The sequence below is a fragment of the Wolbachia endosymbiont of Kerria lacca genome, from assembly GCF_051602725.1.
Taxonomy (GTDB): domain Bacteria; phylum Pseudomonadota; class Alphaproteobacteria; order Rickettsiales; family Anaplasmataceae; genus Wolbachia.
This window is the reverse complement of the sequence record NZ_CP192272.1, coordinates 1,129,652-1,145,562: the sequence shown is the minus strand read 5'-3', so window position 1 is coordinate 1,145,562 and position 15,911 is coordinate 1,129,652. Positions and strand designations below refer to the sequence as shown.

14 protein-coding genes and 1 pseudogene are annotated in these 15,911 nt (G+C 33.2%); 10 read left to right on the top strand and 5 right to left on the bottom strand.

Annotation, left to right across the window (positions count from 1 at the left end):
* Positions 1-143: 143 nt before the first annotated feature.
* From ACQ4M0_RS05370 to ACQ4M0_RS05360, 3 genes and pseudogenes are all read right to left on the bottom strand, one after another.
* On the bottom strand, positions 144-1,100 hold the full coding sequence (locus ACQ4M0_RS05370; protein ID WP_213863789.1) for an IS5 family transposase: 957 nt from the start codon (positions 1,098-1,100) through the stop codon (positions 144-146).
* A gap of 16 nt (positions 1,101-1,116) precedes the next feature.
* Positions 1,117-1,260 carry a hypothetical protein gene (locus tag ACQ4M0_RS05365; protein WP_438456343.1) on the bottom strand — a complete coding sequence of 48 codons (144 nt, stop codon included), beginning with the start codon at positions 1,258-1,260 and terminating at the stop codon, positions 1,117-1,119.
* A 246-nt stretch (positions 1,261-1,506) separates the two neighbouring features.
* A pseudogene (locus ACQ4M0_RS05360) lies at positions 1,507-2,596 on the bottom strand (alpha/beta hydrolase family protein).
* Positions 2,597-2,657: 61 nt separating this feature from the next.
* Between ACQ4M0_RS05360 and terL the strand changes: the two are divergent.
* A complete protein-coding gene (gene terL / locus ACQ4M0_RS05355; protein ID WP_012481978.1) occupies positions 2,658-4,055 on the top strand; it encodes a phage terminase large subunit in 1,398 nt (465 codons plus the stop codon).
* Between the two features lie 122 nt (positions 4,056-4,177).
* A complete protein-coding gene (locus ACQ4M0_RS05350; protein WP_007302421.1) occupies positions 4,178-4,699 on the top strand; it encodes a pyrimidine dimer DNA glycosylase/endonuclease V in 522 nt (173 codons plus the stop codon).
* Between the two features lie 208 nt (positions 4,700-4,907).
* On the opposite strand, the gene trmB is transcribed toward ACQ4M0_RS05350, so the two are convergent.
* Entirely contained in the window at positions 4,908-5,552 is a 645-nt protein-coding gene (trmB, locus tag ACQ4M0_RS05345) for a tRNA (guanosine(46)-N7)-methyltransferase TrmB (RefSeq protein ID WP_007302420.1), read from the bottom strand.
* 103 nt (positions 5,553-5,655) lie between these two features.
* Between trmB and ACQ4M0_RS05340 the strand changes: the two genes are divergently transcribed.
* Genes ACQ4M0_RS05340 through ACQ4M0_RS05330 form a run of 3 tightly spaced genes read left to right on the top strand, consistent with a single transcriptional unit; the run spans position 5,656 to position 7,967 of the window.
* Positions 5,656-7,308: a 30S ribosomal protein S1 gene (locus ACQ4M0_RS05340; RefSeq protein WP_438456342.1), complete on the top strand. Its 1,653-nt coding sequence runs from the start codon at positions 5,656-5,658 to the stop codon at positions 7,306-7,308.
* A 19-nt stretch (positions 7,309-7,327) separates the two neighbouring features.
* Complete coding sequence (locus tag ACQ4M0_RS05335; RefSeq protein ID WP_007302418.1) at positions 7,328-7,606, top strand: HU family DNA-binding protein; 279 nt, start codon at positions 7,328-7,330, stop codon at positions 7,604-7,606.
* A gap of 43 nt (positions 7,607-7,649) precedes the next feature.
* Positions 7,650-7,967, top strand: coding sequence for a cell division protein ZapA (locus tag ACQ4M0_RS05330; RefSeq protein ID WP_007302417.1), 318 nt, complete (start codon positions 7,650-7,652; stop codon positions 7,965-7,967).
* On the opposite strand, the gene ACQ4M0_RS05325 is transcribed toward ACQ4M0_RS05330, so the two are convergent.
* Entirely contained in the window at positions 7,945-8,211 is a 267-nt protein-coding gene (locus tag ACQ4M0_RS05325) for a succinate dehydrogenase assembly factor 2 (protein ID WP_019236875.1), read from the bottom strand. The genes ACQ4M0_RS05330 and ACQ4M0_RS05325 overlap by 23 nt on opposite strands.
* Before the next feature lie 99 nt (positions 8,212-8,310).
* On the opposite strand from ACQ4M0_RS05325, the gene rseP reads away from it, so the two are divergent.
* From rseP to ACQ4M0_RS05300, 5 genes are read left to right on the top strand one after another with little or no spacing between them, the layout of a single operon-like run.
* Positions 8,311-9,426: an RIP metalloprotease RseP gene (gene rseP, locus ACQ4M0_RS05320; protein ID WP_007302416.1), complete on the top strand. Its 1,116-nt coding sequence runs from the start codon at positions 8,311-8,313 to the stop codon at positions 9,424-9,426.
* A 7-nt stretch (positions 9,427-9,433) separates the two neighbouring features.
* Complete coding sequence (gene bamA / locus ACQ4M0_RS05315; RefSeq protein WP_438456341.1) at positions 9,434-11,767, top strand: outer membrane protein assembly factor BamA; 2,334 nt, start codon at positions 9,434-9,436, stop codon at positions 11,765-11,767.
* On the top strand, positions 11,768-12,328 hold the full coding sequence (locus tag ACQ4M0_RS05310) for an OmpH family outer membrane protein (RefSeq protein WP_007302414.1): 561 nt from the start codon (positions 11,768-11,770) through the stop codon (positions 12,326-12,328).
* Between the two features lie 4 nt (positions 12,329-12,332).
* Entirely contained in the window at positions 12,333-12,764 is a 432-nt protein-coding gene (fabZ, locus tag ACQ4M0_RS05305; RefSeq protein WP_006014455.1) for a 3-hydroxyacyl-ACP dehydratase FabZ, read from the top strand.
* A 45-nt stretch (positions 12,765-12,809) separates the two neighbouring features.
* Positions 12,810-15,875: a WPE palindromic element domain-containing protein gene (locus ACQ4M0_RS05300; protein WP_213863888.1), complete on the top strand. Its 3,066-nt coding sequence runs from the start codon at positions 12,810-12,812 to the stop codon at positions 15,873-15,875.
* The last annotated feature ends 36 nt before the right edge of the window (positions 15,876-15,911 follow it).

Genomic DNA, 15,911 nt, shown 5'->3' with positions numbered 1-15,911 from the left:
CTAGTTCTTATTACCTGAGTCTTCTGGGTCCCAGTACTCGTATGACAAGAAAAGGGAGTATTGGTTTCAGCATTAGCCATGCATCTGGATCCCAGTAGGCTTTGTTGCACAGCTCTTCGGATAGTGGGTAATGTATAATAAATTCATGAAGCTATATCAAACTTAGCCATGCCTATTTCAGTAAATTTGTTAAGCAAATAACACTTGAGTAGCAGTTCCTTCTCACGATTAATCTCAGATTTATTCCTAAAACTAAATCCAAATATTTGCTTCAGTCGCGAGAAAAAACTTTCTATATAAGATCTCTTCCAATAATTTATCTCTTTTTTCCACCTCTTCATACCATCTTCATCATATGACTTTATGAGCTTGATTGTAGAATTTCTCTCATTCATATAATCCAACTTTGGATGCTCTACTGCATTATTTTGCGGAGGAATCCTTGTCTTTATGTCAAGCTCATCGCACAGTTTGTATAACTTCTTTCGATTATATGCCCTATCTGCATATATCGTGCTTATGTTATACTTGGTATCCACTCTTTCAATAAGATCACAGGCTCCATAGTGGTCGGAATAAACTCCACTACTGTATTTTGCAGCTATAACTTTTTTACTACCTATCTCTAGCATTACATGTAGCTTTCTTGTTTGCTCATAGCGGCGATACTTTCTATCTGTACCATTTGCCTTACTATGGCCTGGAATATTATTGTAGATGCTGATACCTGTACTATCTATAGCAATTTCAATATCTTCCATATCGTTCTTATCAACTCTGCAGTCGTTGATTTTGATATTAAGCTTTTTAAACCTTCTTGAAGCCTGCGAATAGCTGATAATTTGCAAAATTTTCCCTATTTGCTCAAGATATTTCTCTATAAATCCCACTGTTTGCCTAAGACCAATCCTGAATAGATAGGTTATTATGTGAATTAGAATCACTACTTTGTCGCTGTAGACATTGTTGCCACCTGCTACTTTTGGACTATTTTCGTACCAATTTTCAATGGCATCGTTGATATAATGAAAAACATTTCCCCTTTCTTGAAGAAATTTGTTATATTCATTGCAGTTACTGACTTTCATTCTTATTGGCATATTTTTCCTTTGTCGGCTAAATATCTATTTTATAACAAATTCCATCAGTAACTGCCTGTTCTTTCCTTGAGTGGTGCAACAAAGCCATCCCAGTATCAAGTACTGGGATGATAAGAGAAAGAGGACACTGGGATGAAATTATGAAGGCCGGGATAAACACTATGAGGACTGGAATGACATTATGAAGGCCTAGCAGTTTATGACGGTGTCATTCCAGTGTGGAATCCAGCTTTTTTGTAACTTCATTGAAAATATCGTATAGCTATTTGTTCACAATTAATTCTTCTGGATCCCAGTACTCGGATGACAAGAAAAGAAACACTGGTTTCAATATTTGCATGCATCTGAACAGATACAGATGGCTAAAATGTTGAAAAAAGCATATGCGTCAAAAGTTTAAAGCTCGCTACCCTAGACTTCTTTGACTTGTTAAGAAAGGTCTTTTTTCCCCAGATTCTATTGTCACATGCTGAAATGACATCTCTTGCTTCTTCATGTAATTATGCAAAAAGTCCTTTGAATTTTTACAGCTTGAAAAATCTTTATAAAATTTACTTTCTTTAAATGCTTTAACTTTCTCTTCATTATTTAGTGAGCCATGTTTAGAAAAATATTCATCTGTCGCTTGAATATATAAATTAATCAGCTCAGGAAAAGTGTAATCAGTTTTGTTGGAAGATTTTAAGCACGTAATTGGCAATTTATGTATATCTTTCTCAGCTTTTTTAGGATCAATATATTCATCATTTTTTCTTAATATTGTATACTGCTTGAAAAATTCTTCATATTCCTCAAAATCTTCAAATACTTCTTTTTTTTGGTAATCTTTTCTTCTACCGCTTTGATCTATTTTTTCTATTTCTGTTGCAAGTTGCGCTGGCTGTTTTATCGTTTTATCTCCCTCTCGATTAAAGTACATTGTATAAGGAGTAATTGAATTTACGATTTTATATGTCTTCCAGTGGCAGCCAAAAATCTTTAGTACCAATTTGATTATCGGAGCAAGAAAAATTTTTAATTTTGCTATGAATCCAAAATAATAAAGAGAAGCTTGTTTAAGTGAACTTGCAGCATTGCTAACGATGCATCTTAAATGTATATCCTTATACTTAAAATTTTTATGAACCTCTGCAGCCACATGTCCACCTAGGCAGTCTCCAAACAATATGATATCATCTGGCTTTATACCTTTTTCCAATAAGTTAGTTACAACTGCTATACCAGATTTAACTCTATTGCTACGTATCAATGAACTGTTTTTACTTAAACCAAGTCCAGGATAATTAAAAAGATGTACATTGCTCTGTGGCCCAATTCCAATTTTGGGAATAATCTTTACCAGGGCTTAACGCTCTATTTCCACCAATAAAGTATATCAGATGTTTTTCACCTCGATTATTGTTTTGATTTTTACCAAGAAGCGTAATTGTCTCTATTTTTATCCCGTTTTGAGTTTTTATAAATTCTCTCTCAGTTTGCTCTCTTGTTTCTTTCATATTTTAACTCTCACTATAATTATACAAAAAAATCTTAAAAAATCAACAAAATCTCAATTTTATGAACAATATAAACTTTTTAAAATTCATTGAATTATGCTTTCAAACGGTAGTACCGGGGTGTGAGTATAATGATTATCAATATATAAAAGTCATAGCGGATAGGCTTGAAGCGGCAAGTTCAGGTGAAGTGAAAAGAATAATATTCAATATGCCTCCGCGTTCAATGAAGTCTATTTGTGTAAGTGTTGCATGGCCCGCATGGATACTCGGAAATCAGCCAACTGCAAGAATAATAGTTGCAAGTTATTCTCGGCTCCTCAGCGAAAAGCACTCACTCGATACCAGGTGCATAATGCAATCTGATTGGTATAGAGAGCTATTTCCGAAAGTAGAATTATGCAAAGATCAAAACACTAAATATAAATTTCAAACAGTGCAAAGAGGATGTAGGATTGCAACATCAGTTGGGGGAACATTAACCGGTGAAGGTGGAGATTTCATTATCGTGGATGATCCACTAAGTCCCGCACAAGCTTTGAGCGAAACATTTAGAAAGCGTGCTGCAAACTGGTTTGATCAGGCTTTAGTAACCAGGCTCAACGACAGAAAAAAAGGAGTTATCGTTCTTGTGATGCACAGACTCCATTTAGAAGATTTAACTGGTCACCTCCTCTGTAAACCAAGAAACATATGGCATCATGTCTGTTTACCAATAATAGCTGAAGATAAGGAGATTATTTATTCAGTTAATAATCATATTCCAGAGCATGAACAGGAAATATACTCAAGAAAAGAAGGTCAATTGTTGTATTCCCTAACTGAAGGAAAAGAAGAAATTGAGATGATAAAAGCTGAACTTGGGAGTTATGGTTTTGCTGCTCAATACCAACAAAACCCTCTACCACTTTCAAGTGCTATAATTAAACGAGAGTGGTTGAAGCGCTATAAAAATTTTCCTGATAGCCTCTTGCATGTAACACAAAGTTGGGATACTGCAATTTCAACAAACAATACAAGTGACTTTAGTGTCTGCACTACCTGGACAAAAGTAGATAATACATTCTATTTACTCGATGTATATCGCGCAAAACTTGAATATCCAAAACTTAAAGAGAAAGTTCTGTCGCTGGCTGCAAGGTGGAAGCCACACGCAATTTTAATCGAAGCAAAAGCAAGCGGTCAGCAATTGGTTCAGGAGCTCAGGAAAAACAGTGATTTACCTATTATTCAAATAGTACCACATGATGACAAATTAACTCGATTTCACCGAATTGTCCCAATTATAGAATCTGAGCGGGTTTTTCTCCCTAACCAAGCAGTATGGCTTAGCGACTTTGAGTATGAGATTTTAATGTTTCCAGAAATCCGTCACGACGATCAAGTAGACAGTACCGTGCAATATCTTCAGTGGGTGAGAAATAATATTGCTAGAGTGGTAGCGATACGTTCATTGTAGCTTGAAAAGGTTCCTCGGAATTGTGTATAATTTTTTTAACTGAGTTTTATCCATTTTCTGAATGATATTTTAGGGTTTATTGAAATAAATACTACGCAAAAATTCTATCTCTGGGTGCTTAGATGAATATCTTTATATTAGACGAAAATCCTGTAACTGCAGCACAAATGTTATGCGATAAGCACATAGTAAAAATGCCGCTAGAAACTGCTCAATTGCTTAGCAGTGTTTTTTCAATAGCATTAAAAGAGCCAAATCCTTTAGTCAGCATTACAAACCAGAATATAGAAGTTCCATATAAACTTACTCACAAAAACCATCCTTGTTCTTTATGGGCTAGACAATCAAAAGGAAACTTTGATTGGTTAATAAAACATGGAAAAGAATTGTGTATAGAATATAGCTTGCGATACAAAAGAACGCATAAATCCGAAGAAGTTATAGATTGGTGCGATAATAACAAGGATTTGCTAATATTTCGATCAGCTGATATACAAGCTTTTACACAAGCGTTACCTGATCGATATAAATGTAATAACCCAATAGAAGCATATAGAGAATATTACCTAAAAGAAAAGATGAGATTTGCTAAGTGGGAAAAAGGTAGAGAAGCACCAGATTGGTTGCTAGACAAAATGCTATAGGTTATAAAATTATCCAAACCGATCATAAAAAAGGTAGAATTGAAGTTGCAAAAGCAATGCTGGCTGATAATGTTGATGTTTATCAAGTTTATTGATCTTTCTATTTGTGAGATTAAAGAATTCAGTAAACTGTTATTCCCAGTATATGGTAGGCTACTTGCACTATAGAGTGTCATGTACACATCTGTACTAACAAGCAGAGGTAAATCTAAGTCAGTTTAGATATAACATTTACTTTAAAAAACTTTATTTTACGCTGATATTCTAGCGCTTTTCTGTGGTATTTTGTTGGGGTATAATTTGCAAAACTATCTTCCTTATAGGTTAAAAAATTACACTGCTTTATATGTAACTCTATCCACTCTGCATAATCCTGATGATCAGTTGCAATAAATATTTCACCTGTGACAAGTATTTTTTTTGCTAATAAATTTAAAAATTCCGTATTAATTAACCGTCTTTTGTTGTGACTTCTTTTTGGCCATGGATCTGGAAAGAGAATAAAGAATTTTTCAACACTGTTGTCAGGAAAATTGGCAATTAATTCTCTTGCATCTTCTGTCCATATTAAAATATTTTTTATGCTGTGTGCTTCTATGCTTTTTAGCAAGGAAGAGACCCCCTTTAAATAAGGCTCACATCCTATAAATAATAGATCAGATTCATTGAATGCCTGATGGAGCATATTTTCACCATTACCGAAACCTATTTCTACTCGTATTCTTTTTTGTAAGTCTACGATCTTTTTTATAGATTCCTTGCTGTTTTTAATAGAATACTTCTCCAAAACATTCAACTTCAACCTAGATCTTCTGGAAAATGACCTAATCCAATTATTATTCCTAGATAACATATCTTACATAACTTAATCTTTTATAGCTTAAACAATTCTCGAAATGAATTAATGAGAATTTACTTGTCACTAATTATTAATATTATATAATATATGAGTTCTAATGAAGTTAAAATTAAAAGGTATGGAAAGTACAGTTGCTATCAAGAGGCTATCATCAAATAGGTTCATAGAAGAGATATTTCAAGATCAATTTGATAATCAAGACAATGACTTTTGTGAAGATTCTTTTGCTAACAAAATCAAAGAAGGAGATGTGGTAGAAGGTATAATCACAAGAAGAAATTCTAATGATATTGTGGTTGATGTTGGTTTAAAGTCAGACGGAAGAATTCTGATTAAGGAGCTCAGTTGTAATGATGATATCACTGTTGGCGCGAAAATTAGAGTTTATGTTGAAAGAATTGAAGATTACCATGGTAATGTTGTTCTTAGTCGTGAGAAAGCAATCAGAGACGAAAAATGGAATAAATTGGAAGAAAGCGCAATTACAAAAGATGAAGTAACAGGAATCATTAAACGCTCAATTAAATGCGGTTTTATTGTTGATCTTGGTGATGGAATAAGTGCGTTTTTACCTCTGAGTCATGTGGATTTGAAGCAAATAAAAGATGCTAATCACCTTATTGAAACTGAACAAAAATTCATCGTTCTTAAAATGGATAAGAAGCAGGGGAATATTGTAGTATCAAGAAAGCTGGTATTAGAGAAGTTGCATGCTGGTGAAAAAATTAAGTTTTTAGAATCTTTAAATGAAGGTGATGTAGTAGAAGGCAAAATAAAAAGCATCACTCACTACGGTGCATTTGTTGGCATTCATGAATCAGATACAGTGGGAGTTATAGATGGACTGCTACATATTACAGATATCTCTTGGAGTAATGTAAGTCATCCATCTGCAATTTTTTCTTGTGGTCAGCATATAAAAACTAAAATTATAAAAATAGATAGAGAAAATGGAAAAATCTCCCTGGGTGTAAAACAATTAGGAGACAATCCTTGGCAAGATCTAGAGTCAAAATGCCCAATTAACAGCGTACACAAAGGATGCGTAACGGGTATAAAAGATTGTGGATTCATTGTTGAGATTAAACCTGGGATTGCGGGTTTGGTACACTCATCAGAAATAACTTGGAGCAAGAGTAATTTACCAATTAGTAGTTTTGTAACAATAGGACAAGAAGTGGATGTAAAAATTCTCGGTATTGACATTATTAAAAATAAGATGAGTTTAAGCACAAAAAGGTGCGTAGAGAATCCTTGGCAAGTATTTATTGATAAATATCCTCTTGGTTCTATTGTTTCTGGTAAAGTTAAAAGCAACAATGGTTCACAAATATCTGTGACTTTTGATAATTCTGAGATATCTGAGGACGTAGAAGGAACAATTTATATGCAAAATCTAAGTTGGTCGAAAAACAATTCAGATGAGATAAAAAAGTATAATGTAGGTGATGAAATAGAAGCAAAAGTGATAAGGGCTAACGTAGATCGGACAAGAATTTATCTTGGAGTAAAACAAATAGAGTATGATCCTCTTGAAGAACTGATAGAGAAAGTTAAAGTAGGGGATAAAATTCAGGTTACTGTAAGTAAGAGAGAGGAAAATGGTCTAATCGTTGAAAGTGAGAACAATGTAACCCTTTTAGTAGATCAAGAGCATTTACCAGAAAATAAAAAGTTTTCTATATCAGAAAAAATACAAGTTGAAGTAGTAGGTGTTGAAAAATATAATATAATATTATCTGCCAAATAACTTCTTGTGCTTCATATAAATGGCAACGAAATCTGATATAATAGCAAAAGTGGCAAAAAAAAACCTTTTGTTAGATAAGGTTATTATAGCAGCCATAGTTGATAGTTTTTTTCGAGTGTTTTCAAACACGTTAAAATATCATAATAGAGTTGAAATCAGGGGGTTTGGTTCTTTTTCAATTAGAAGCTATAACTTGAAAGAAGCAAGTAATTTGACGTCACAGAAGGTTGCAAAACATCAATACTTTAAAACTTATTTTCGTAGCAGTAAAAAGTTATCCCTCTTGATAAATGAATGAAAATCTATATTGTAAATTTGAAAGTTGTACAATATAGCATCATATGCAAGTAGTAGAAATAGTTATACATAATAACACATATAAAATATCTTGCGAAAGTAAAAAGAAGGACCATTTATTACAACTTGCTAATAGCTTCAACAAGCTAGTTAGCTCCATATCTCAAAGAACTGGAGGTAAGGGCTCAGATGCATTAAATTTCTTACTTGCAGCATTGACTCTCGAAGACAAAATTTTAGAATTAACAAAGCGATTAGACGAAATAAATCAAGAATGCAAAAAGTATAAGGAGGAAAAAAGAGTAGAATATGCTGAAGTATTAGATAGGGTAAACAAGATTATTGGGTGCATAAGTGATTAAAGGAAGCAATCAAATCGACTACCTCACTACTCAAATCAGGGGGGAGAAGTCTCTTACGAGTTATGTAACAATATAATTCGCAATCATCAAGATCAACTATTTTTTCGTATTCAATTAGTTCACTTAAGGAAAATTTATCAAGATATTTCAATGCAAAATGCCCTAAAAGTATATCAGTTTCTTTACAACCCCTATGCCAACTCCTATACATCAGTTTTCTTCTTAATAAGGAGATATCTATCATTGTCATTAAACTTTTTTTTAATTTAAAGACTAAACTAAATACTTGTCAAGCAAGGCGCATTTTAATATACTCAACGTTTGATTAAGATTTAAAACATAGGTGGAATTAATTTCTCATCAACTTAGCGCTGGAATATATTATTTTTTATCGTTTTCTTTAATAATTTCTATCATAGTATTCGTGCATGAATGTGGGCATTATATTGTCGCTAAAGCATGCAAGGTTAAAGTTGAATCTTTTTCTATAGGCTTTGGTCCTGAAATTTTTGGTTTTAACGACAAGTCTGGAACTAGATGGAAATTAAGTGCCTTTCCATTGGGTGGTTACGTTAAAATGTTAGGGGATACTAATGCAGCAAGCGTTCCTGTTGATCAACAAAAATTAACTGAAGAAGAAAAATTATACTCATTCCATACAAAACCTCGATATCAAAAAGCAGCAATAGTTTTTGCAGGGCCTTTTGCAAACATGATATTTACCGTTATAGCCTTCACAATATTTTTCAGCGTGGCAGGTTATTATCGTACTCCACCAGTAATTGGTAATGTAATTGAAGAAAGTGCAGCAAAGCAAGCTGGCCTATTACCAGGTGACACTATTACACAGATCAATGAGTACAAAATAAAATACTTTGAAGATATTTCACGCGTGATAATGTCCAACCCTGAAACAAGAATAGAAATTAAGTATAGCAGAAATAACGAAGAGTACAGAACTATTCTAACTCCGTTTACAGTTGAGGATAGAGATGTCTTTGGTAACATAATAGAAAGAAAAACTATAGGAATTACCTCAATTAATATGATAGGGTTAAAACAGTCATCTTTTCTTGGAGCTGCTAGCCTATCAGTGAATGAAACCTACCACACTATGTGTTTAACAATCAAAGCACTCTTTCAAATTGTTGTTGGTAAAAGGAGTATAAATGAAATAGGTGGGCCAATAAAAATTGCAAAATATTCAGGGCAATCAGCTAAAAAGGGACTTATTATGGTTCTATATTTTATGGCAATTATTTCAGCGAATTTAGCTGCAATTAACTTGCTGCCAATACCACTACTAGATGGTGGGCATTTATTTCATTATATTATAGAAGCAGTTATACGTAGAGATTTGAGTTTGAAATATCAAAAATATGCAGCCACTTTTGGTGCTACCATACTGTTTTTGTTGATGGCAGTTGCAATCACAAATGATATTAGGCATCTTTTTTAAGATACATATGAAAAAGTTATTTCACATACTAATAATAATATTTATTTCTTTTCCCACTCTACTTGTTGCTCTAGAAAATAAGGAAAAAGTACAGATAAAAAATATTAAGTATATTGGCAATGAGCGAGTAAGTGATCAAATAATAAGGTTTTATACAAAATTAGAACCAGGTAATCATATAAATGATGATGATGTAGATTCAGTTATAAAAGATTTATATAAAACAAAGTTATTTGCTAGTATTAACGCCTATATCGATGATGAAAAAAACTTAGTAGTAAAAATTCATGAGAATCCATTGATTAACAAAGTAATATTGAAAGGCAATAAGTTATTTAACAGTAAAGAGTTGCTAAATAACGTTATCCAGTCAAAATCACTAACTATTTTCACTGAAACAAAATTACAAAACGATTTAATAAATCTAGCTACTCTTTATAGGAACAGTGGTAAAATTGGTGTTAAAATTGCATATGAGCTAGATAAGCTTGGTAGCAATAGGATAAACCTAATTTTTAAGATAAAAGAAGGAAGAACTTCTAAAATTAAGGGTTTACGATTTATAGGTAATAAAAACTTTTCAGCAAATGAGTTAGAGCAAGTTATCAAAAGGCATAGCAATGATATATTTAGTAAGTTATTTAGAGCCATTTTTAAAAGCGGAACTCATTATTCACCTCAATATCTACTGATTAACACAGAACTGCTTGATCGCTTCTATTCATCTAAGGGATATATTCAAAATAATATCCAACCAATTGTTGAGGTTGATAATAATAACCAAATAGAGTTAACTTTTTTGATTGATGAAAAGCAGCAATACTTATTTGGAAATAATGAAGTTGATATTGAAACTGAGATTCAGGATTTAAGTTTAAGGGAAGAAATATTAGAATTTATCAAAGAGGAAAATAATCAAATATTTAATAGAGTTAAAATTAACAATACAGCAGAAAAAATAAGTAAACATTTAAGCGAAAAAGGATATATATTTGCAAAAGTTAATCCAGAATATACACAACATAACAATATTGTGGATGTAACTTACAAAGTGCTACCAGGTAAAAAGATTTATATAAACCAAATTACTATTGATGGCAATGACCGCACTTTAGATAAAGTAATTAGAAGAAAACTTAGCATGGCAGAAGGTGACGCATATAACACATCTGAGATCCAAAAATCACGTAGAAAATTGATATATAGTGATTTCTTTGAAACAGTAAAAATAAATAGTTATACAGTGGATGACAATGCAGTGAATCTTGATTTAAATGTTAAAGAAAAAAGAACTGCCTCATTATCTTTAACAGGTGGTATGTCTCTTCCTGGTGGAGTATTTGTTAAAACCGATTTCACAGATCGTAATTTATTTGGTAGTGGTAAAGAAGTATCTTTTGCTCTTGAAAAAAGTCAATATGTTCTTTCTACTAGTATAGACGCTGTTGAAAATAATTTTAACGACTCTGATACTTCACTAGGCATGGGTGTTTTTTATGAAAAACAAGACAAACCAAACACTACTTTCGATACCTGCAACTGGGGAGGAATAGCAAAAGTATCATATAAAATCTCAGAAAATCTAACCAATTCCTTTCAATATTCTTATAAGTATAATCACATACACATGGACAATAAGGGTGGAAAAGATGAGGATATCTCTGAGATAATAAGAGATCAAGAAGGTGAGTATCAGGTTTCATCAGTGGGATATACGTTATCATACAATAAACTGGATAACCTCTATACTCCTAAAGAGGGATATTTATTGCGCTTAAATCAGGATATTTCAGGATTGGGAGGAAATGTAAATTTCCTAAAATCTGAATTCTTATCTTTTTATACACATCCTATATTAAGCAAAATTGATGATGATATAACACTGCGCTTTAAAGTAGCAGCAGGTCATATTTTTTCTTATACCGATGAAGATCTAAACATTGGCCAGCACTTTTTTAAAGGGGGTAATGAGATTAGAGGATTTGACCTTTCCGGCATTGGACCAAGAGCAGAAGACAAAAATCAAAGCTCATTGGGAGGCAAAACTTATTTTAATTTAACACAGCAAGTAGATTTTCCACTATCTAAATTATACGACTATGCTGGTATCAAAGGCTCACTATTTGTTGACTATGCAACACTTTTTGGTTTAGATGAAAAGAAGAGATATAGTGGGAAATATTACGATAGTAAGCTTATAAGAGTATCACCAGGTTTTGGCTTTTCAATGCCTTCTCCTTTTGGTAGAATTAGATTAGATTTTGGGTTTCCTTTAGTAAAGGAAGCTTATGACATAATACCATCGACAAACGTTAAAATTTCTATTGAAGCGGGGATTTAAATGAAATATATACAGTTATTTACATCAGTTATTGCCTTAATTATTTCCTTATTTGTGGGGTATAAGTTTGTAGGGTATCAACCTCAGAGCACGCTTAATACAAAGGCTGCCATTATTGATAGTGATAAGGTTATCAATGAATCTCTGGCTCTGCAAAATATACAACAACAAATAAAGGAGCAGAACTCTAGATTACAGAAGGAATTTGAAAATGAGTTAGAAAAATTTAAGCCATCGAAAGAAGAATTTGACCTTTTGTCAGAAGAAGCAAAAAAAGAAAAGACAGAACAATTTAGTAAGCATACTGTAAGTGTTAGGGATAATTACGCTAAGAAAATGTCACATTTAGAAGAAAATTATAGAGAAGCAGTAGAAAGTGTCTTTAACAAGATAAAAGAAGTTGCTAAAAGAACAGCAGAAAAAAACAACATAGATTTGGTACTATTTATTTCAAAAAAGAATCAAGTTTTATACTCTATGGATGAAGTAGATTTATCGGATGTAGTATTAAAAAATGTAAACAAGGAAATACCCGAATTTGCTTTGCAAAACATTGAATAGACTTATGCAATGTAATATCAATGATATTATAAAAATACTACCACATTCTTATCCTTTTCTCTTAGTAGATAGGGTCATAGAATGCGATCCTGGTATGAGTATAAAAGCAATTAAAAACGTGACTTTCAACGAGCAATTTTTTATTGGTCATTTTCCTGGCCATCCGATAATGCCAGGAGTTTTGATAATTGAGTCTTTAGCTCAAGCATCTGCTATATGTGTTCTCGGTAAAAAAACAGTAGAAAATAAAGTTGTATACTTTATGTCCATTGAAAACGCAAAATTCAGAAAGCCAGTCACTCCAGGAGATACCTTAATTCTTCAATCTAACTTTGAAGGTTTGCGTTTAGGTGTATACAAATTTAAGTGTGTTGCATCTGTTGGAAAAGAAGAGGTTGCAGGAGCAACAATCTTAGCAAAACTGCAAGATAAATAAAATCTTCATCTATAAGAAACAGTATGTACACTGTATAGTATAAAGATGCAACTGAATTTCAAAATCTCATTTTCAAACTTATACACTCGTAATGAATTAATAAAGTTAGATAAGGCGTTTTTGGATTACATAAAATCGTGCGATGAAAGCTTGTTTTATTCATTAGTTGAAGCAAGAGAAAAAGCAGCTTCTTCTTCGATGTCATCCCAGTGTTCATCCCAGTGCTTGACACTGGGATCCAGAAAACAAGAAGGATGGATTCCAGCTTGGATGAAAGATGGTTGTAATAGCCAGTTAATAATGGATCTCTCACATTTACTTGATGAATTTATTGCAAAATTTTTCAATATTGAAAAAGAAGTAGAAGAGTTAAAGGAAAAACACAATGACTTTGCTGTAATATACAGATGCAAAAGATTATTTGTTCAGCGTTATGCATTGAAGAAATACACTGATGTAGCAAATATTGATTATGTCACTAACAAATTAAATAGTTTCATTACTTTACCGACAACAGAAAAAAACTTTTCTGAGCAGGTAATGAGTTGGCTTGAAAATAAAGAGGATCACAAAGAAGAAATAGAACTTGCGGCTCAATATGCAGTTTGGAGAGTAAAAAATAAACAGAGTATACTATTTAGCATACATAAGAAAATTGATTACGAAAATCTCGTATCATTCTTGAAAAAAGAAGTAGACGAGGTTGAGGTTCTGTATTCAAATGAGGTGAAAAGAAGATATGGTTTTGATCTAACAAGCAAAAAGGTGAGTTTGAATAAAGCACTAGATAATGCTCACTACTGCATATTTTGTCATAAGCAAAGTAAGGACAGCTGCTCAAAGGGGCTAATCAATGATGACAACACTTTCAAAAAGTCTCCACTTAGAGTTGAGCTGCACGGCTGCCCACTAGAGCAGAAAATATCAGAAATGAATCTGGTAAAAAGCGAAGGATATAGCATAGCAAGTCTTGCAATTGTGATGATAGATAACCCATTATGTGCAGCTACTGGGAATAGAATATGCAATGATTGCATAAACTCATGCATATATCAGAAACAAGAGCCTGTAAATGTGCCAGTGGTTGAAACAAGGATTTTGGACGACGTACTCAATTTGCCGTACGGATTTGAAATATATTCTCTGCTTAGCCGTTGGAATCCTTTAAATTTTCAGCGTCCATTGCCAAAAGAAAATACTGGAAAAAACGTTCTAGTTGTAGGACTTGGTCCTGCGGGTTTTAATTTAGCTCATCATTTATTAAACGATGGGCATAACGTTATCGCCATTGATGGACTAAAGATTGAACCTTTGATCGATAATTTTCAGCTAATTAAAGATTTCAAACACGAAAAATTGAGTGAACGCATGGCAGATGGGTTTGGTGGGGTGGCAGAATATGGCATTACTTCCCGATGGGATAAAAATTACTTAAAGATTATTAGATTACTACTGGAAAGGCGTGAGAATTTCGCACTTTATGGAGGCATTCGTTTTGATGGCACGATTAATGTTGATGATGCCTTCAACTTGGGTTTTGATCACATCGCACTAGCACTTGGCTCTGGCAAGCCACGAATGATCAAAATAAAGAATATGCTGGCTCGCGGAGTGCGCATGGCATCTGATTTTCTGATGTCATTACAACTTACCGGTGCTCTTAAGTTCGACTCCATAGCAAATCTGCAAGTTCGCATGCCGATAGTTGTCATAGGTGCAGGACTCACTGCAATTGATACTGCCACTGAAGCTTTAGCATATTATCCAATTCAAGTAGAAAAATTTCTTCTTCGTTATGAGATATTAGTTGATAAGTATGGAAAGAAATATGTTGAAAAAGATTGGACGGAAGAAGAATATGAAATTGCAAATGAGCTTATATCGCACGCAAAATTGATCCAAGCAGAGCAAGAGTTAGCAAAAAAAGAGAATAGAGAAGCAAAAATATTGGAACTAACTAAGAGCTTCGGGGGAGTGAAAATTATATACAGAAAAGAGCTAAAAGATTCACCGAGCTATCGATTAAATAGCGAAGAGGTGCAAAATGCATTGTCAGAAGGAATCTACTTCATTGAAAACTTAGAGCCTATTGAAATTGTTACAGACAAATATAATCATGCTGAGTTGATAAAACTGATTGATACAAAATCCCACGAAATTAAATGTATCAAAGCACGCTCTATTCTCATAGCAGCAGGCACTGAACCAAACACGGCTATTGCAACAGAAGATAAAAAGCATTTTCAACTAAGTAATGGATATTTTATTCATTTAAACTCATTAGGAAAAGAAATAGATCCAGTATTTTCTCCTAAGATGCAGGATAAAGACAGGATATTGGTATATAAGCAAGACAATAAAACAATTAGCTTTTTTGGTGATCTTCACCCTTCGTATAGCGGCAGCGTCGTGAAAGCTATGGCAAGTGCTAAGAACGGCTACCCTATCATTTCTCAGCTTTTGAATAGAGTTAGCTTCATTTCTCCCACTCCAGCTAGAATCTCGGAGTCATATGCACACTTGTATGAATGTTGTAATGTAAGAGTAACTTTCACCAAAAAAGATGTCATTCCAGTGCCCAGACACTGGGATCCAGAAAACTTAATTTTGAATGAGTACATCAGATGGTTGTATAGTCAGAACTGGATTACAGTGTCAGCTACTTGCATAACACCACCTACTATGCGAATTACCTACAAATTGCAGCATTTGTACACTAAAGCGTCACGCGCTGGAATAATATCAGAACACCTGGCTAACGAAAAATTTTTTAATAGAATCAAAGAGCAATTCACCGCAAAGATTATAAAAATTCAATATTTAACTGACAAAGTTGTGGAAATAGTGATCAAAGCACCACTTGCGGCAAAAAATTTTAAACCCGGACAATTCTTTAGGTTGCAAAATTTTGCAATCAATAGCAGAAAAGTCAATAATACAACCCTTGCTATGGAAGGTATAGCTGTAACCGGCACTGAAGTAGACAAAAAAAAAGGAATTATTTCCACTATTGTGCTTGAAACTGGCGGCTCCACTAATTTGTGCAGAGGCTTAAGAGAAGGAGAGGAAATAATCTTTATGGGTCCAACTGGTAAACCCACTTCGCACTAATTATATCATAATATATATTATTTATTAATAAATCTA